Below are 19,454 nucleotides of genomic sequence, written 5' to 3'. Positions count from 1 at the left end.
GTCATCCATCGACGCGAATGTGGCGACGGATGTGACGGTGACGGTGATGGAGGCGGACGGCGTGACCCCGAAGCCGGGGATCGATGTGTGGGCGGACGGGTTGGGCTACACCTCGGCTGTGGTGACGACCGATGCCTCGGGAGAGGCGGTCGTGAATGTGCTCTATCCGTACGGCCCCTCGATCGAGATGGTCGGCCAGGATCCCGGGGAGACTTACGAGCTCTTCCGCGAGTCGCTCGGCGTGAACGCGCTTTCGCTGACCGCTCCCGATCTCACGGTCACGACCGCCGTGGGGCTGGCGGACACTTTTGCGCTGAACCTCCCGGGAACGATCGTGGCCACGGTCTCCGAACCCGGGCATACGCTGTGGGCGATCCATTCGGGCGGGACGGAGGAGTCGACGGGGGCGCTCTCGCTGGAGGTGATACCTCTTTCGCTCGTTTCCGTTCAGGCGGTGATTGCGGTCAGCGGTTACGACACGCACGAGGAACTGTTCCCGGTGGTGGAAGCGCTCGGGATGCTGACGGGAACGGTGGTCAGCGCCGGTTCGCCGATCTCCGGCGCGGTGGTGGAGTGCTTCGACGCGGGCTGGAACGCGGTCTTCACGGCGACCTCCGCGGTGGACGGCAGCTGGTCCGCTCCGGACAGTCTGGTGGTGGCGGACTACACGCTTTCCACCGATGTCTTCGGCTACCTGCACTACGAAGCGTCGGTGTTCGTGAACGCGGGCTCGACGGTGCACGACATGGACCTCACCCCGGCACCGAGCGGTGTTCTGACGGGCACCATCACGGAGACGGGGACCGGAACGCCTCTGGCCGCCGCGGTGAAGGTGTACCGGAGCGACGACATGTCGCTCTTCACGCAGACGCTGAGTGACTCGGTGACGGGATCGTTCACGACTGCGGCACTTCCGTACTTCGACTATGTGGTGACGGTGAAGGCATGGCAGCACATTCCCGTCACGCTCCCGATCACGATTTCCGATCCGGTGGTGACGAAGGGTTTCGTGCTGGATCCGACGATCGGGGAGCTTTTGGTGATCGATGATTCGGCGAAAGGCCGGAGTTTCGCGGAAGCGAAGCTGGACGAGAAGACGGGCGGGGTCATTGAGTCCGGCTTCATGCAGGGAGCGACCCGTGCGGCGGCGGACCTGGTGGCGGATCTGGAAACGATCGGCTACACGGTGACGACGGAGACGATGGCCTCCACGGATCCGGCAAGCTGGGGTCTGTACGATCTTCTGATCACCTCCAGCGGGGACAACACGACGACGCTCTCCGATGCGGCGTTCCGTACCGCACTCACGGCCTATGCGGCGTCCGGCGGCCACCTTCTGGTGGAGGGCGGTGAGGTCGGCTACGACTACTATGGCGACGCGTCGTTCTGTGAGCCGGTGCTTCACATGACCGGCTGGAATCATGACGAGAGCGGTTCGGTGACGGTGGCGGATGCGAGCCACTATGTGATGAGCGTTCCGAATGTGATCACCGGTCCCGTCACGATGACCTATGCGAACTACGGGGATCAGGACGCGCTGGTGCCGACTGCGGACGCGGTGATGGTCGGTTCGTGGTCGGACTACCCGACGGACGCGAGCGTGATTGCGTACGACTCGAACCCGGCGCCGGAGGGCGGCCAGTTTGTGTTCTTCGCGTTCAACTACTCGGCGATGGACGCCGCAAGCCGCGCTCTTCTTCTGGAGAACGCGGTGACCTGGCTTCTGACGCCGGAGCTTGGATCCAGTTCGGTGTCTGGCACGGTTTCCCTGGCGGGTCAGTCGGACGCGTCGGGGGTGACGGTGACGGCGACTCCCGGCGGAGGAAGCACGACGACGGGCGTGGACGGGAGTTACACGCTTTCGGGTCTGTACGCGGGGGCCTACCGCGTGGTGGCGACCAAGACCGGCTGGAGCACGGAAGGCACGGATGTGACGCTGGTCGACGGGATGCACATGACGGGCGTGGACTTCGTGCTGACTTCGACCGTGACGGCCGACTTCTGCGACAGTCCGGGTCTTCCGATTCCGGATTCGCCGTCTCCGGGGATCTCTTCGCCTCTTGTGGTGGGCGACACCGGTTCGGTATCGGGTGTGGAGGTGTTCGTGGACATCACGCACACCTGGATCGGGGATCTGATCGTGACGCTTGTCTCACCGAAGGGGACTTCGGTCACGCTCCACAACCGGAGCGGATCGAGCGCGGACGACATCGTGGGATGGTATCCGTCGGTGCTGACTCCGGACGAAAGTCTGGACGCGCTTCTCGGCGAGGACATCAGCGGCAGCTGGTCGCTCAACATCTCCGACAACGCGGGAGCCGACACCGGAACACTCAACCAGTGGTGTCTGCGCCTCACCTACGGAAGCGGCGCGACGGACGCGGTGGTGGGAAGGCCTGCTGTCACGCAACTTCTCGGCAGCTTCCCCAACCCCTTCACCAGTGCTACGCACATCGCCTTCGAGTTGGCAGGAGAGACCCGTGTACACATCGACATTCACGATGTGACCGGAAGAAGGGTGGCCACCGTGGTCGATGAACTCCTCCCGCCGGGGCAGCATCAGCCCGCATGGGACGGCCGGGACTCTCAAGGTCTCCGCACCGCAAGCGGTGTCTACTTCTACCGGTTCCGCGCCGGTGAGGTCGCCGAGACGAAGAAGGTGGTTCTCACGCGCTGACGCCTGACGGAGGGAAGGGTATGTGCCACTGGTTCCGGCGATCCGCGAACGGAGTCCGAGCTTCGTTCGCGGTGGCCGTTCTGGCTGCCCTCCTCCCTGCCGCCTCCGATGCGGAGGAAGAGGCATCCGCCGTATGGGTGATCTTCCGCGACAAGGCACTCGCCTCCCCCGCCGAGGAAGCGGCGGCGCTGGAAGCGGCGCGCACTTCGCTCACTCCCCGATGCCGGGCACGACGCGCGAAGACTCGACCTGCCAGCTCCCTGGTCGATCTGCTCGATGTGCCCGTTCCCGACCGGTACCGGCGGCAGGTGTACGCGCTCGGCGCCTCCCCCCGGGCGACCTCCCGCTGGCTTGGCTCCATCTCTGTGGACGCGACGCCCGCGCAGGTGGAAGCCATCGAGCAACTTCCCTTCGTGGCCGCCGTTCGACCGGTGGCGCGCGGCGCGCGGACTCCGGAGTCCGTGACGCCCGTTTCGCTTTCGCGCCCCGAGAACGGCCGGGTCACTCCCGACTACGGCCACTCGGCGTCACAGCTTCTTCCGCATCAGGTGGATCTTCTGCATGCGGCGGGATACACGGGCGCGGGCGTCCTCGTCTGTCTCCTCGACACCGGATTCAGCACCGTCCACGAGTCCGTCGACTCCGTGACGGTGGTGGCCGCACGCGACTTCATCAACGACGACAACATCGTGTCCAACGAACCGGAAGACAACGAATACCAGCACAACCACGGGTCGTATGTGCTGTCGCTGATTGCGGGATACGCGCCCGGGTTGCTCATTGGTCCGGCCTTCGGCGCGTCCTTCCTGCTGGGAAAGACCGAGGACATCACCTCCGAGACTTCCGTGGAAGAGGACTACTGGGTCGAGGGCATCGAGTGGGCCGACAGTCTGGGCGCGGACATTGTGAGTTCGTCGCTGGGGTACAAGAACTGGTACGCGTACTCGGACATGGACGGAAACACCGCCACGACCACGATCGCGGGGGATCTGGCGGTCGCAAACGGGATTGCGGTCTTCTCCTCCGCCGGGAACGAAGGGGATGACCCCTGGCTTCATGTGACCGCGCCCGCCGACGGCGACAGCGTTCTGGCCGTGGGGTCGATCGATACGCTGGAGGTGGTCTCTGTCTTCAGCTCGCGCGGCCCCACCTACGATGGCCGGACAAAGCCCGACTTCTGTGCGGTGGGCGAAGGCACGATCGTCGGACTGCCGGTTGACTCCACCGCCTACGCACGGGGGAGCGGCACTTCGTTCTCCTGCCCGATCGCCGCCGGGGTGGGCGCCCTTCTTCTGGAGGCGCACCCCGCCTGGCCGCCGATGGAGCTGGCGGCACATCTCCGTGGATCCGCCTCCCGCGCCGGATCGCATGACAACGACTACGGGTGGGGCGTCCTTCGTGGATGGGACGCACATCTCTACTCACCCACCGGCGTGGAGACGCCACCGACGCCCGCCGCGGGCGACGGCCGCCTCCTCGCGTCGCCGAACCCGTCCGCGGATGCCGTCACGCTGCGGTGGTCGCGCCCCGGGTCGAGCCGCGAAGCGACCCTGTGTGTGCACGACATCGCGGGGCGGCGCGTGGCCCTCTGGCAACTCGGTCCCGAGGCGAATGGTCAAGTTCGCTGGGACGGATGCAACGACCGGGGCGTGCCCGTCGCGGCCGGAATCTATCTGGCGCGGCTCACCACACCATCCGGAAGCGTCGTGGCGAGGATCGTTCGTATCCGGTAGTCTGTGCGCCATGACTCTGACTCTCGCCCGCCCGCCCGCGCCCTCCGGAGTGCTTTCCGCCCTGATGACCGCCGCGATACTTCTCGCGGGCTGCACCGGAGAGGGCGTTCCACCGCCGCTTCGTGTGCCTTTGGGAGACCATGCGGACGAGCGCGTCGCCGCCATGGTGGATTCCCTCGCAGCCGACGCGGAGGCGTCGAGGAACAGCGCCGATGCTCGCGGCCGACTGGGCCTGGCTTACGAAGCGTGCGGGCTTCACGAAGCCGCCGCCCGGTCCTTCCGACACGCGATCGCGCTGGCCCCCGACGCCGCACGGTGGCATTTCCATGAAGCCATGTCGCTGTCCCATCAGGGAGAGACGCGAGCGGCCACACTGGCCATGCGCAGATCGGTGGATCTGGACGAGGACTATGCGCCCGCGCGATGGCGGCTCGCGCAGTGGCTTCTGGATCTCGGGCAACCGCAGGAAGCCGCGGCGGAGTTTGAACGAGCCATCAACCGCAAGCCGAACCATCCGGCAGGATGGCTCGGACTGGCACGCACGCAACTCCAACTGGAGGACTACGCGGGAGCAGTCGAATCCGTGGAAGCGTTCCTGTCCCGAAGGCCGGAGAGCCCCTATGTGCCCTACGCCCGGTATCTCCGCGGAACCGCAAACCGCGCCGACGGGAACATGGAGGACGCGCTGCGGGATCTCGGGTACGGCGGATCCCGCCCCCGGTGGGCGGACCCTCGCGAGGAGGAGGTCGAGGAGTACCGAATCGGCTTCGTCAGCCTGCTTCAGAAGGCGTTCGTTCTCCTGCACTCGGGCAATCCGCGGGAAGCCCTCTCCATTCTCCGCGAACTTCGCCCGGACCACCCGGAGGATCCCACGCTTCTCAACTACCTGAGCTACGCGCTGCTCGAATCCGGCTTTCTGGACCGGGCGCAGAAGCTCCTCACAAAAATGCTGGAAGAGAGTCCGAATGTCGCGTCCACGCACATCAACTTCAGCGTCGTCTTCTCCCGCCGGGGCATGCCGGACCGTGCGCTCCATCACGCGGACCGCGCGATCGAGTTGAACCCGGTCTCCGTGGACGCGCACCGAAGACGCGGTGAGGTGTGCACGGACCTTGAGCGCCATGGGAATGCACGCGACTCCTTCGAGTTCGCGGCGCGGCTGGACCCCGCGGATGCGGAACTCGTTGCGAACACCGGGTGGGCGGAAATCCGCCTCGGACAGCCGGAGAATGCTGCAGTTCGGTTCGATCGGGCGCTTCTTCTTGAGCCGGGAAACCCCCATGCACTGGCGGGCCGCGCCGTCGTTCTTGCGGAAACGGGGGACATCCCCGCCGGGCGCCGACTGATCAACGGAGTTCTCGACAGTGTCGCTCATGACTGGATCACTCTGAATGCCAACGAGCGAATCAAGACCGCCGCGGGGAAGAAGTGAACGCCCGGGCCGCCCGGATGCGACCGCGCGCCGGGGGGGTGGTGGCTCTCGCGGGCGGGGCGATGCTGCTCGCCGGGGGCTGCGGGGATCGGGACGCACCATCGGTCGAGGAAGAACCCGCGGTGGCGGACTCCGCGTGGTTTGCCGACGCGACCACTGCGCTGGGGATCGACTTCGTGCACGGCTCCGGCCGCGAAACCAACCCGCTCTTCCCCGAGATCATGGGTGGCGGAGCCGCTCTCGTGGACCTCACCGGTGATGGAATGGCGGACGCATACCTCATCCAGAGCGGGAGCCTTCGGCATCCCGGGTCCGAGGCGGCGCGCAACCGTCTGTATGTCAATCGCGGCGACGGGACTTTTGAAGACCGCACAGACGGCAGCGGGGCCGATGATCGCGGCTACGGCATCGGCGTGACTGCCGGCGACTACGACAACGACGGTCGCATGGACCTCTATGTCACGAACTACGGCGGGAACACGCTCCTTCGGAATCTCGGGGACGGCCGCTTCGAAGACACCACGGAACACGCGGGAGTCGGAAACGACCGGTGGGGCACCAGCGCGGCCTTTCTGGACATGGATGCCGACGGGGATCTGGACCTCTTTGTGACGAACTATGTGAACTGGTCCATCGAGAATGAGATCACCTGTCGAAACTCCCTTGGTGAGCCGGACTATTGCCTGCCCACCAACTACGGGGCGCCGACACGAGACACGCTCTACCGAAACGAAGGGGACGGCACTTTCACCGACACTTCGGATGACGCCGGGTTCGCTGACGCGTTCGGTTACGGGCTGGGAGTGGTCTGCGGCGACTTCGATCTGGACGGCCGAACGGACATCTTTGTCGCGAACGACACGATGTTCAACCAGCTCTGGCTCAACAACGGAGACGGCACCTTCACCGACGACGCGCTCATCATGGGCTGCGCGGTGGACGAGAACGGCATCACGAAGGCGGGCATGGGCGTCATGGCGGTGGACTACGACGATGACGGAGACCTGGATGTGCTCGTCGTGAATCTCCAGCGACAGTCGGACTCCTACTACCGGAACGACGGCGGGTTGTTCACGGACCGAACGGCGGCGATCGGCCTGGGGGCCGGGAGCATCGGGTATACGCGATTCGGGATGGGGCTTCTCGACTTCGACAACGACGGTCGTCTCGACTACTTCCTGGCAAACGGGCGCGTGGAGATGGCACTGGAACCACCGACTGCGGATCCGTACGCGGAGACCAACCTGCTCTTCCGGGGAGAGGCGGGCGGAAGACTGGTGGAGGTGGAGCCGAAAGGCGGAACCACGAAAGTCCTCATCCATACGAGCCGGGCCGCGGCGTTCGCGGATGTGGACGGAGACGGGGCGCTCGACATCCTGGTCGGAAACCGGGACGGACCGGCAAAACTCCTGCTGAACCGGGCGGGGCGCGGGCAGAGCTGGATTTCCATCCGGGCTCTGGAGGAACACGGCCGGGACGCGCTGGGCGCAACGGTGTCCCTGTCGGCAGGAGAGCGCAGAATCACGCGCGATGTGCGGGCGGCATTCAGCTACTGCTCGGCAAGCGACCCCGTGGTCCATGTCGGGCTGGGACACCTGGATGCGGCGACGGATGTGCGCGTCCTGTGGCCGGACGGACGCGAGGACGCCTTCGGAGACCTGAAAGCCGGCCAGCACTGGACGCTGACGCACGGAGGGGAAGCGCGCGCGGTCGCTCGTTGACCGTTCGCTCCCGCCCTGCTAGGGTGCCGCAACCGTTCCGACTTCCCCGGAGATGGAGTGACCCCGACGGCCCGCGCCCTTCTCGTCCTGGAAGATGGACGCCTCTTCGAAGGAGAGGCGTTTGGTGCATTGGGGCTCATCGGGGGTGAGGTGGTCTTCAACACCTCCATGACGGGTTATCAGGAAATCCTCACCGACCCGTCCTACCACGGCCAGTTTGTCGTGATGACCTGCCCGCAGATCGGGAACTACGGTGTGAACTCCGCGGATGAGCAATCTTCGCGGACCCATGTGCGGGGATTTGTCGCGCGGGAGTTTTCTCGAACGGCATCTTCCCATACCGCGGAAGAGGATCTGGCGGCGTACCTCACACGACACGGAATCGTCGGCATCCATCGGCTGGACACGCGCGCGCTCACCCGCCACATCCGGGAGAGGGGTGCGCTGCGCGGCGTCATCGCAAGCGGTCCCGCACTGGCCGAAGTTTCCGGGCCGGATGCGCTGGTGAGTGCCGCGCGTGCGGTGCCGGATATGTCCACGCTCGACGCCGTGTCCTCCGTCACGACCCCTCGGCGATACGAATGGAAGGGGTCGGACAACCCGAAGCCCGAGTCGCAAGGGTATCGCGGCCCGACGCTGGCCGTTCTCGATCTCGGCGTGAAGCGCGAGATCCTCCGTAATCTCGCCGCGACGGGAGCACGGATTGTCGTCCTCCCGGCCTCGACCGCTCCGGAGGAGATTCTCTCTCTCGGTGCGGACGGGCTCTTTCTGTCGAACGGCCCGGGCGACCCGCGCATGGCATCCGCTGCCGTGGAAACGGTCCGCGAGCTTCTCGGCAGGCTTCCGGTGGCGGGAATCTGCCTGGGACACCAGATCCTGGCACTCGCCGCGGGCGCGGAAACCTTCAAGCTCCCCTTCGGGCACCACGGAGGAAACCACCCCGTCCGGGACTGCCGGACCGGGCGCATCGACATCACGGCCCAGAACCACAACTACGCCGTGGAGGAAGCAAGCGCCCTGGATCGCGGCTTCACGATCACGCACACGAACCTGAACGACGGGACCGTGGAGGGGATGTTCCACGAGAAGCTCGGCGTTTTCTCGGTGCAGTACCACCCGGAGGGCGCGCCCGGACCCCACGACTCCTCCCGGCTGTGGCCGGAGTTCATGACCGCACTCTCCGCAGGGACTCGCTGATCATGCCGAAGCGCACAGACCTCGACAAGATCCTCGTCATTGGCTCCGGCCCGATCATCATCGGGCAGGCGTGTGAGTTCGACTATTCAGGCACGCAGGCGGTGAAGGCGCTTCGTCGAGAAGGGTTCCGCGTCGTGCTCGTGAACTCAAACCCCGCAACGATCATGACGGACCCCGAGCTTGCGGATCGAACCTATGTGGAACCGATCACGCCCGAGGTGCTGGAGCGCATCATCGCGCGTGAGAGACCCGACGCTCTGCTGCCCACGCTCGGCGGACAGACCGCGCTGAATACGGCGGTGGCGCTGGCCGAGAGCGGCGTACTGGAACGCTATCGCGTGGAACTCATCGGAGCGGATCTCGTGACCATCCGCAAGGCGGAAGACCGCGAACTCTTCAAGCGCGCGATGGAGTCGATCGGGATGGACCTCCCTCGCGGGCGGACGGCTCGCAGTCTGGAGGAGGCGCTCACGGCAATCGAGGAGGTCGGCTTCCCCGCCGTCATCCGCCCCGCCTTCACGATGGGCGGAACAGGCGCCGCGCTCGCGTACAATGTGGACGAGTTCAAGTCCTCGGTTGCGCAGGCGATGGCGTCTTCCCCCATCCACGAAGTACTCGTGGAGGAATCGATCCTCGGGTGGAAAGAGTACGAACTGGAGATCATGCGCGACGGCGCGGACAACGCGGTCATCATCTGCTCTATCGAAAACCTGGATCCCATGGGCGTTCACACGGGCGATTCCGTTACGGTCGCGCCCGCGCAGACGCTCACCGACCGCGAGTATCAGGCAATGCGGAACGCCGCCATCGCCATCATCCGCGAGATCGGCGTGGAGACGGGCGGCTGCAATGTGCAGTTCGGCGTGGATCCGGCAACGGGTCGCATGGTCGTCATCGAAGTGAACCCTCGGGTGTCCCGGTCCTCCGCGCTGGCGTCGAAAGCTACGGGCTTTCCCATCGCGAAGATTGCGGCACTCCTCGCGGCCGGATACACGCTGGACGAAATCCCCAACGACATCACGAAGAAGACGCCCGCGTCGTTTGAACCCACTCTCGATTATGTGGTGGTGAAGATCCCGCGCTTCGACTTTGAGAAGTTCCCCGGTGTCGACGAACGACTCGGTGCGCAGATGCGGTCCGTCGGAGAGGCAATGGCGATCGGCGGGACATTCCGCGAAGCGCTCCAGAAGGCGCTCCGATCGCTGGAGACCGGGCGCCTGGGGCTCGGTGCCGATGGACGCGACGGCATCCTGCCGGAGGATCTCCCGGAAGAGGAATCAGCGGCCGCCCGCGAGGCCGCTCTGGAGGAAGTGCGCGGACGCCTCCGGTCCCCGCGTGAAGACCGCCTCTTCACGCTTCGCCGGGCGCTTCGTCTGGGCATGACCGCGAAGGAGGCCGCAGAGACAACCGGCGTGGACCCGTGGTTTCTGGACCAACTGGCCTCACTCGTGGAGGAGGAGGCGCGCCTGTCCAATACGCGTGAGCCGGACGCCGACACGCTCTGGCGGGCGAAGCGTGCGGGCTTTTCCGACGGCCAGCTTGCGCACATCCTTCGGAGAACGCGGAGGGAGATCCGCGCCCTCCGCCATGAGCACGGCGTGCGCCCCGTCATGAAGACGGTCGACACCTGCGCCGCCGAGTTCGCCGCGCACACGCCCTACCACTACTCCACCTATGTCGGCCCCGGCGCCGAAACGGAAGTCGCGCCATCGGAGTCGCGGAAGATCCTGATTCTCGGCGGCGGACCGAACCGGATCGGCCAGGGGATCGAGTTCGACTACTGCTGCGTACACGCGGTGCAGGCTCTGCGGGAAGCGGGCTTCGAGACGATCATGTTGAACTCGAACCCGGAGACGGTCTCTACGGATTACGACACGGCGGACCGGCTCTACTTCGAACCGCTCACGCTGGAAGACATTCTCGAGGTGGTGGACGCCGAGCAACCGGAGGGGATCATCGTGCAGTTCGGCGGGCAGACGCCGCTGAAACTCGCGCTCGCGCTGGAGGAGGCGGGCGCTCCGATCATCGGGACGCCTCCGTCGGCCATCGATGATGCGGAGGACCGGAAGAAGTTCGCGCGCATCGCGGAAAAGCTCGGCCTCACGCTCCCGCCAAACGGAACCGCACTCAATGTGGAGGAGGCGCGCGAAGTTGCCGCTGATATCGGGTTCCCGCTGCTTCTGCGTCCGTCGTATGTCCTCGGCGGGCGGGCGATGCGAATCGTCTATGACGAACCGTCGCTCGTCGCCTACATGAGAAAGGCCGCCCGCGTCTCGCCGGGCCACCCGGTACTGATCGACCGGTTCCTGGAGGATGCGTTTGAGGTGGATGTCGACGCGGTCTCCGATGGAGAGCAGTGCGTCATCGGCGGAATCATGCAGCACATCGAGGAAGCGGGGGTTCATTCCGGGGATTCCGCGTGCGTCCTCCCGCCCTACCGGATCGCTCCCGAGCACTTGGAGACGATCCGCCACCAGATGCGCGCGCTCGCACTGGACCTGGGTGTGATCGGGCTCATGAACGCCCAGTTCGCCATCCGTGACGATGTCGTTTACATCCTGGAGGCCAACCCGCGTGCCTCGCGCACGGTCCCCTTCGTGTCGAAGGCGGTCGGTGTACCGCTCGCGAGAATCGCGGCAAAGGTCATGACAGGCAACACGCTCGCGGAGTTGGGCTTTCTGGAGGAGCCGTCCCCGAAGTATGTCTCCGTCAAGGAGGCGGTCCTTCCGTTCAACAAGATGACGGGCGCCGACGCTTCGCTCGGTCCGGAGATGAAGTCCACCGGTGAAGTCATGGGCATCTCGGAGAACTTCGGCAGCGCATTCGCGAAGAGTCAGACTGCGGCCGGAGATCCGCTCCCGGTCGCCGGGACCGCGTTCGTCTCCGTAAACGACTCCGACCATGCCGACATCACGGGCATCGCGCGGGAACTGGCGCGACTCCGATTCCGCCTGGTGGCGACGCGCGGAACGGCGCTCGCACTGGAGCGCGCGGGACTTACCGCCGTGACGCTCGCCAAGGTGAGCGAAGGCCGACCGAACGCGATCGACGGAATCCTGAACGGCGAAATCGATCTCGTGATCGCGACGCCGCTGGGGAAGACTTCCCGCAAGGATGAATCCGCCATCCGCGCGGCGGCCATCCGGCGGGGAGTACCGTTCATCTCCACGCTCTCCGCCGCGAGTGCCGCCGTTCTCGGAATCCGAGCACTCTCTGACGGAGGCGCGCGGGTGAAGTGCCTGCAGGAGTTCCACGGAACCGTGACGCCGGAGGAGGCAGACCTCCCGCTGGAGGGCGGTGCCAAGACGGCCGACGAGAACGCCGCGGCGCGCCCGTTGGCGGTTGCCTCAGAAGGACCGACTTCCGCGTAGGACACCGCGTGCACGCTCTACCATTCGCACAAGGAGGCCCCGGCAGTCACCCGCCGGGGCCTCTCGTGAGACTTCAGCAATCAGTGGTCAGCGGAGCAGAACGAGCCGGGTCGACTCCTGCCTGCCGCCGAACTCCAACCGCGCGAAGTAGACGCCCGCGGAGGCGGATCGCCCTGTCGCGTCCGTTCCATCCCAGGTGCGTGCGTGCGACCCGGCCGTCAGCGGTCCATCGACCAGTGTTCGAACGAAGCGCCCGGCGACATCGAACACGCCGAGTCGAATGTCCCCCGGCGCGTCCAGCGTGAACCGAACACTGGTTTGCGAGGCGAACGGATTCGGCGCGCCTCCGTCGACGCGGAATGTCGTCGCGGCCACCATCGGCGCGCCCGTCGAGAGGTTCGTGACGGCGTTGTAGGCGTTCACGCGCTTCCCGATGTTCTGGTCGTAGTTCACGACATCGCCCGTGTCCTTCAGATGCGCGGCCATTTCGTCGGAGGTCATGCCGGGAGCCGCCGACTTCACCAACCCGCACACACCCGCCACCAACGGGCACGCCATGGAGGTTCCGTCGCAGTACATGTACGGGTTGAGGCCATCCCACCCGTACATCAGCATGAACAGAATACCCGTCAGGAAGTCCCAACTGTAGTTGCTCTGGATGGTGGACCAGATATGCTCGCCCGGCGCGGCGATATCCACCCAGTTCCCGTACGAGGAGAAGGACGCGCGCTGGTTGGACTCGTTCGTCGCCCCGACAGAGATCACTCCGGAACACGCCGCGGGGTACATCCGCGCATTGTCTCCGTTGTTCCCGGCCGCCGCGACGCAGACGATCCCCTCCGCCGTCGCCGTGTTGATGAGTTGCTGCATGAACGCAGCCATCCCGCCCTGATCCGGTCCGCCGAAACTCATCGAGATGACATCGGGCTTCGTCTCCGCGCAGTAGAGGAATGCGTTGGTGATCGCCACATCCGTCATGCCGACATCCGTCTGCACCATCTTCACACCCATGATGGAGCAACGCCAACCCGCACCCGCGATGCCGGTGCTGTTGTTCGTGGTCGCCGACGCGATCCCGGCACAGTGCGTTCCGTGGAACCCGACATCGACGCCGCCCTCGTAGTACGGAACCGGACTCGGGTCTTTGTCGTTGTCTCCGGCGTCCCAACCCCAGACATCGTCTACCCAGCCGTTGCCATCATCGTCCACGCCGTTGTTCGCAATCTCCCCGGAGTTGTTCCACATGTTCCCCGAGAGATCCGGGTGCCCGACATCCACGCCCGTGTCGAGAATGGCAATCACCGTCGATGCGCTCCCCTTCTCTTCGTTCCACGCCGACGGAAGGGAGATCCCCGCCGAGGAACTCGTGACATGCCACTGGCTGCTGAGCATCGAGTCGTTCGGAAGGACAAAGGTCGAAAGCGTGAAGGGCAGCGCCACGGCGTCGAAGAGACCCGTTGCCGCCAGTTCGTCGCGGGCCGTGCCTGCATCGAATGTGTCGAGGTCCGTGAAGACCCGCACAAACCGGCGGTCGCGAGGCGTAAGCGCACCCGACTTTTGCGCCATGAACTCGTAAGTGTCTAATCCGTGTCGGACAAGGATGCCAGCCAGGTCGGCGTCAAGGCTCTGGAAGGTGCGGTCCGGTGCCAGTTCGAATGGGCCGCCCTCGGGCAGAACAAGGAGCAACTCGTTCGAGCGCATCTCGACGGCGGAGGCGGGGGTCGTGAGCAGAAGAGTAATGAAAGCGATCGCGAACAGGGGTCTCATGGGCGGGATTCCTCCAAGCTTCACGGGGAACATCCGGGGGGTCAGCGTAGTGTAGCATACGCGCACGGGGCGGCGCGAACGGTGCCTCTCGGTCACCCGACGGGCTTTGCCGCCATGCGGGCCAGTTCCGTCAGGACAGTCGCCGCGTCGCGAAGGCCCGCTTCGCAGAGGTGTTCCGCAGTATCGCGTGCCGTGTGAATGCGGACGCTCGCTCCACCGGGAACCCGGCCCAGGAGCGTGACCGTGGAATATCCGCGTGAGGAGATCGGCATGGTGTCCACACCGACGCCCGGAAGGACGCGGATGCGCCGAGCCTTTACCCCGGACGCCACCGCTGCTTTGCGGAATGCATCCGTCATGCGAAGTCCGCCCGGCAGCCCCCCGTGAATGTCCAGCCCCAGCACACCCCGCCCGACGCCGACGGAATCCAGATTGAGCACCGCCGTACGGTCCCGCGGACACTCCGATTCATGCGTTTGAATCCAGCGAAGCGCGCCCCCCAGACCAATCTCCTCCGCGCCCGTGGCCACAAAGAGCAGTTCGGCGTCCGCCAGCGCGGGGTCGGTCGGGAAGGTCCGCGCCGCTTCCAGAAGCACGGAAACGCCGGTCGCGTTGTCCATCGCGCCAGGCGACTCGTTTCCGATCCGGTTCATCGTCGGCGCGATCATCATGGCCGCCAGGACGCTCCCCCACACGGCGGCCGCGCCTGCGGCCATCGGCTCCCACGCAAGCGCAACAGCCAGCGCACACCAGACGCCCAGCGCCGCCGTTCCGAGCGCCGCACCTCCGATGAGTGTCACAGGAAGGAAGGTTGGCCATCGCGCGGACTTGGTGTCGATGTGCGCCATGACGACCACAATGCGCGGGCGACCGCCCCGCCCGGGTCGTCGCGCGGTGAAGTTCGCGCTGTCGACCATGCTGCCCGTGTCAAAGATGCCTTCCAGCGATCGGTGCCACTTCGCGCCTCCAAGGAGGGCCGCCAGAAGCGCCGCCGCCAGGAACACCCCCGGGAGGGGATTCCCGGTCGTGGCCGTCGCCGCAAGAACCACCACACCCAGCGCCCCCAGTCCGTGAGCCAACGCGCGAAGGTTGGGGTACGCCGAACGGCTCACGCGGATGGGCTCCCGGGTGACCTCCAGGCCCGCGGCCCGCAACCGTTCCGCCACCATCTCCCCCGCACGACGCTCCCCCTCCGTCCCGGCAAATCGAGGGAAGGCGAACTCACAAACCGTGTCCAGAAGAGGCGTTTTCTGGCCCATTCAAGCCCTCCCACCCCGGGAAAATGCCCTGAAACAGGTTCTCCCGGCCATTGCCACCCACAATCTTCGGAACACCAAGGGTAGCATTGACCCGGCCCTTCAGGGCCCGTATAAATCGGCAGCGAGCCTCCTGTTTAGGCACTGCGACCCCGTTTTCCCCAAGAGGAGCCCCTGTGGTGAAGATCAAGGCATGGATGTTCGAGAAGGTCGGCCAACCGATGGTACTCTCCGAACGGGATGCGGCCCCCGGCCCGGGCGAGGTTCTCGTGAAGGTCGTCGGGTGCGGTGTTTGTCACACCGACCTCGGCTTCTTCTACGACGGCGTTCCCACCAGACACGACCTTCCCCTGGCACTCGGCCATGAAATCTCCGGGCGCGTCCTTGAGGCTGGCGACGGCGCCGAAGAATGGATCGGCCGCGAAGTCGTCGTTCCCGCCGTCATTCCCTGCGGAGAGTGTCCCGCCTGCAAGGCCGGGCACGGATCCATCTGCCCCACTCAGATTTTCCCGGGCAACGATGTCCACGGCGGATTCGGCACGCACCTCGTCGTTCCCGCGCGCGGTCTTTGCCCGGTGCCGGACCTCGCCGACTCATCGAAGAACCCGGCCGGACTGGAACTGGCGGATCTCTCCGTGATTGCCGACGCGGTGACCACGCCCTATCAGGCCATTCTCCGAAGCGGCCTTGCCGAAGGCGACCTCGCGGTCTTCGTCGGAATCGGCGGGGTCGGTGGCTTCGGCGTGCAGATTGCGGCAGCGCTCGGTGCGCGCGTCGTTGCGGTCGATGTCAGCGCGGACCGACTGGCACTTCTCGCCGGGCACGGCGCGGACCTGACACTGAACGCGGCGGAACTCTCCTTCAAGGACATGAAGGGAGCCCTCCGAGCCTTCGCGAAAGAACACGGCATTCCGAGTTACCGCCATCGCATCTTCGAGACTTCAGGATCGCCCCAGGGACAGACGACCGCGTTCGGGTTCGTCGGGCATGGCGCGTATCTGGGAATCGTCGGGTTCACTCCCGCAAAGGTGGAGATCCGCCTCTCCAACCTCATGGCGTTCGACGCCACCGTGCAGGGAAACTGGGGATGCCTCCCGGAGCACTACCCCGCCGCGCTCGATCTCGTGCTCGGTGGAAAGGTGGCGCTTCCCGCATTCGTGGAGCGCCGTCCGCTTCGCTTGATCAACGAGACCTTCGAAGACCTTCACGCCCACAAGGTCTCCCGTCGCGTCATTCTCACACCGGAGTGCCCGTAATGGATTTCAAGAACCACGACATCGCACCTTTCCCGAAGTTCGAAGGACTTCTCTACGAAGAACTCCCCATTCCGGGAGCGGACGGGATCCCTGTGGAAGGGCTTCATGCCGTGCGCATCACGCTCGACAATCCTTCGCAGCTCAACTCCTACACGACCGAGATGGCCAAGGGCGTGATCCTCGGAATGCGTCGGGCGTCCAATGACAGGGCGTGCGTTGCGGTCGTCTTCACCGGCAGCGGAACCCGGGCGTTCTGCACAGGAGGAAACACCGCCGAGTATGCCGAGTACTACGCAGGGAACCCGGAAGAGTACCGGCAGTACATGCGCATCTTCAACGACATGGTCTCCGCCATCCTCCATTGCGACAAGCCGGTCATCTGTCGTGTGAATGGAATGCGGATTGCGGGCGGGCAGGAGATCGGCATGGCGTGCGACTTCACCGTCTCGCAGGATCTCGCGCTGTTCGGGCAGGCCGGGCCGAAGCATGGGTCGGCGCCCGACGGCGGCTCAACGGACTTCCTGGCGTTGTTCGTCGGGGTGGAACGCGCCATGGACAGCTGTACCCTCTGCCAGCCGTGGAGCGCCCACATGGCCCACCGGTTGGGGCTGATTACGAAGATCGTTCCCGCGCTCAAGGTCGACGGGGAGTTCGTTCCGAATCCGATGGCGGTCACCGATCGCTGGCTCGATGCATACGGGAACATCGTCCATGGCGAGTTCCGCTCCGGAAAGGAACGCGCAGAAGCCAGGAAGGTTCTCAAGTCCGGAGAGGTGGACCTGTCGCTTCTGGATGCCGAAGTCGACCGCCTCATACTACAACTGGCACTCACGATGCCCGGATGCCTCACGAAGACAACCGAGAGCGTGCGCAAACACAAACTCGAACACTGGAACCGGAACAAGGAAAGCAACCGCGCGTGGCTCGCGCTCAACATGATGACGGAAGGGCGTGCGGGCTTCCGGGCCTTCCACGAGGGCAGTTCCGAGACCTGCCGCGAAGCGGACTTCCTGCTGCTCCGTCGCCGCCTGGCCGAAGGTGCGGTGTGGGGCGACGCGTTGACCGACGAGATTCTCGCGGCGGCCCACGGAAAGGTGGATGTGTCGTGACGAACACGCCCACCGCCGGTCCCATCCGCGTGGAAGTATCCGCCGACGGTGCACTCCGGCGCATCTTCCTCTCGGCACCCAAGGCGAATGTTCTCGACGCGAAAATGATCGAGGCGCTCACCACCACCTTCCAGGAGGCACGCACCGACCGGAACCTGAAAGCCGTCATCGTGGAAGGCGAAGGTCCTCACTTCTCCTTCGGCGCCAGCGTGGAGGAGCACCTTCCCGGCGCGGTCGATTCCATGCTCCCCGGATTCCACGCGATGTTCCGGGCCATGCTGGAGTGTGGCGTCTTTCTCGTCGCCGCGGTCCGCGGGCAGTGCCTTGGTGGCGGGCTCGAACTGGCGTCGTTCTGTCATCGCGTCTTTGCCGCCCCGGATGCAAAGCTCGGTCAGCCGGAGATTGCGCTCGGTGTCTTCGCGCCGGTCGCTTCTCTCGTTCTGCCGATGCGCGTCGGGCAACCCTCCGCCGATGACCTCTGCGCCACCGGCCGCGTCATCGGGGCGGAGGCTGCGCTCTCCATGGGACTCGTGGACGAAGTCGACGACGACCCGGCGAACGCTGCCCTCGCCTGGGCGGAGAAGCGCCTTCTCCCCAAATCCGCCTCCAGTCTTCGCATCGCGTTGCAGGCTGTGCGCGGGCCCTTCCACCGGACCTTCCTTGCGGAGCTCGACCGCGTGGAGAAGCTCTATCTGGACGACCTGATGCAAACGAAGGACGCGCGCGAAGGCCTCGCCTCCTTCCTGGAGAAACGGAAACCCGCGTGGAGCAACTCATGACCGACCGCCCCCTTTCTCTCGACGGAAAGACGGCACTCGTCACCGGAGGAAGCGGCGGCATCGGGCGCGCAATCGTTGACACTCTCCTCCGGCACGGCGCAACGACCGGAAGCATGGACCTTCCCGGCTGCCCTCCGGCTCCGGGCGCCATTGACATCTCGTTGGACCTTGCGGACCCGGACGCAACGCTCCACGCCGTCGACGCCTTCGCCGAGGAGCAGGAACGCCTCGACTTTGTCGTGCATTGCGCCGGGATCACCGCGGACTCGGTGGTCTGGAAGATGCCCGTGGAAGAATGGCGGCGTGTCCTGTCCGTCAATCTCGATTCCGCTTTCTTCCTTCTACAGGCCGCAGTTCCCCACCTTCGAAAAACCGGCGGCGGGTCCGTGGTCCTGATTTCGTCCATCAACGGGGAGCGCGGCAAGTTCGGACAGTCCAACTATGCGGCCAGCAAGGCCGGGCTGAACGCGCTCGCCCGTTCGACCGCAAAGGAGTTGGGCCGCTTCGGTGTGCGCGTCAATGCCGTGGCTCCCGGACTCGTTCGTACAGCCATGACCGAGAGCCTCCCGGGGGAAGTCCTCCGGACCGCCCTCGACGAAACGGCGCTCGGCCGGATGGCGGAACCGGAGGATGTCGCCGGAAGCGTCCTCTTCCTGTGCTCGGACCTCGCGCGTCATGTGACCGGACAGGTCCTTCGCGTCGACGGAGGACAACTAACCGCATGAATCTCTCGCGGAGTTCCTGCTACGCGATCTACGCCGTGGTGGACATGGCGATGTCGGGAGGGCGGCGCGTCACCGTGGCCTCCGTTGCGGATCGACACGGCATCCCGCCCGGTGCGCTCGCGAAGGTGTTCCAGCACATCGTGCGCGCAAAGTTGGCGGTCGGTGTGCGCGGGGTCGGTGGTGGCTACAGTCTGTCTCGAAAGCCGTCCGATATTTCCCTGCTGGAAGTGATCGAGACCTTTCAGGCACCACGGTTCACCGACCGGGCGATGCTCCCGGTGGACCCCCCCGGGCCGGATGGCGGAATGGCGTGCCACCGCGTTCTGGCTTTGTTCGATGAGATGGACGAAGCCATTCGAACGCGCTTTGCCTCGGTGTCCATCGCGGACTTGATCCGCTAACGGACTACCGTCATCTTCCGGGTGAGAGCG

At 65.5% G+C, this 19,454-nt stretch carries 13 protein-coding genes; 11 read left to right on the top strand and 2 right to left on the bottom strand.

Translation table 11 applies throughout. The annotated features are described in order from the left end of the window. The 6 genes from QF819_10215 to carB form a co-directional block, all read left to right on the top strand. Nucleotides 1–2,677 (top strand): carboxypeptidase regulatory-like domain-containing protein (locus QF819_10215; protein ID MDP6803523.1); only part of this gene is annotated, 2,677 nt, incomplete at its 5' end. A 20-nt stretch (nt 2,678–2,697) separates the two neighbouring features. After that, on the top strand, nt 2,698–4,410 hold the full coding sequence (locus QF819_10210) for a S8 family serine peptidase (protein ID MDP6803522.1): 1,713 nt from the start codon (nt 2,698–2,700) through the stop codon (nt 4,408–4,410). Nucleotides 4,411–4,474: 64 nt separating this feature from the next. Further along, nucleotides 4,475–5,842: a tetratricopeptide repeat protein gene (locus tag QF819_10205; GenBank protein ID MDP6803521.1), complete on the top strand. Its 1,368-nt coding sequence runs from the start codon at nt 4,475–4,477 to the stop codon at nt 5,840–5,842. A gap of 17 nt (nt 5,843–5,859) precedes the next feature. Further along, nucleotides 5,860–7,563, top strand: a complete 1,704-nt coding sequence (locus QF819_10200; GenBank protein ID MDP6803520.1) for an FG-GAP-like repeat-containing protein — start codon at nt 5,860–5,862, stop codon at nt 7,561–7,563. A 57-nt stretch (nt 7,564–7,620) separates the two neighbouring features. Continuing rightward, nucleotides 7,621–8,760 carry a glutamine-hydrolyzing carbamoyl-phosphate synthase small subunit gene (carA, locus tag QF819_10195; GenBank protein ID MDP6803519.1) on the top strand — a complete coding sequence of 380 codons (1,140 nt, stop codon included), beginning with the start codon at nt 7,621–7,623 and terminating at the stop codon, nt 8,758–8,760. A 2-nt stretch (nt 8,761–8,762) separates the two neighbouring features. After that, nucleotides 8,763–12,131 carry a carbamoyl-phosphate synthase large subunit gene (gene carB, locus QF819_10190; GenBank protein ID MDP6803518.1) on the top strand — a complete coding sequence of 1,123 codons (3,369 nt, stop codon included), beginning with the start codon at nt 8,763–8,765 and terminating at the stop codon, nt 12,129–12,131. Nucleotides 12,132–12,218: 87 nt separating this feature from the next. On the opposite strand, the gene QF819_10185 is transcribed toward carB, so the two are convergent. Both QF819_10185 and QF819_10180 read right to left on the bottom strand, forming a co-directional pair. Further along, nucleotides 12,219–13,898 (bottom strand): S8 family serine peptidase, encoded by a 1,680-nt coding sequence (locus tag QF819_10185; protein ID MDP6803517.1) that lies wholly within the window; start codon nt 13,896–13,898, stop codon nt 12,219–12,221. A gap of 92 nt (nt 13,899–13,990) precedes the next feature. Next, nucleotides 13,991–15,157: a M28 family peptidase gene (locus tag QF819_10180; GenBank protein ID MDP6803516.1), complete on the bottom strand. Its 1,167-nt coding sequence runs from the start codon at nt 15,155–15,157 to the stop codon at nt 13,991–13,993. A 194-nt stretch (nt 15,158–15,351) separates the two neighbouring features. On the opposite strand from QF819_10180, the gene had reads away from it, so the two are divergent. Genes had through QF819_10155 form a run of 5 tightly spaced genes read left to right on the top strand, consistent with a single transcriptional unit; the run spans nt 15,352 to nt 19,424 of the window. Further along, nucleotides 15,352–16,410, top strand: a complete 1,059-nt coding sequence (gene had, locus QF819_10175; protein ID MDP6803515.1) for a 6-hydroxycyclohex-1-ene-1-carbonyl-CoA dehydrogenase — start codon at nt 15,352–15,354, stop codon at nt 16,408–16,410. After that, nucleotides 16,410–17,519: a 6-oxocyclohex-1-ene-1-carbonyl-CoA hydratase gene (gene oah / locus QF819_10170; protein ID MDP6803514.1), complete on the top strand. Its 1,110-nt coding sequence runs from the start codon at nt 16,410–16,412 to the stop codon at nt 17,517–17,519. The genes had and oah overlap by 1 nt, the downstream gene beginning before the upstream one ends. Then, nucleotides 17,516–18,298, top strand: coding sequence for an enoyl-CoA hydratase-related protein (locus tag QF819_10165; protein MDP6803513.1), 783 nt, complete (start codon nt 17,516–17,518; stop codon nt 18,296–18,298). The genes oah and QF819_10165 overlap by 4 nt, the downstream gene beginning before the upstream one ends. Beyond that, the gene (locus QF819_10160) at nt 18,295–19,023 is read left to right on the top strand and encodes an SDR family NAD(P)-dependent oxidoreductase (protein ID MDP6803512.1); all 729 of its coding nucleotides are present in this window, start codon (nt 18,295–18,297) and stop codon (nt 19,021–19,023) included. The genes QF819_10165 and QF819_10160 overlap by 4 nt, the downstream gene beginning before the upstream one ends. Further along, nucleotides 19,020–19,424 carry an Rrf2 family transcriptional regulator gene (locus tag QF819_10155; protein ID MDP6803511.1) on the top strand — a complete coding sequence of 135 codons (405 nt, stop codon included), beginning with the start codon at nt 19,020–19,022 and terminating at the stop codon, nt 19,422–19,424. The genes QF819_10160 and QF819_10155 overlap by 4 nt, the downstream gene beginning before the upstream one ends. The last annotated feature ends 30 nt before the right edge of the window (nt 19,425–19,454 follow it).

This window comes from Gemmatimonadota bacterium, from assembly GCA_030747075.1.
GTDB lineage: Bacteria > ARS69 > ARS69 > ARS69 > ARS69 > ARS69.
This window is presented reverse-complemented; position numbering and strand designations above follow the sequence as displayed.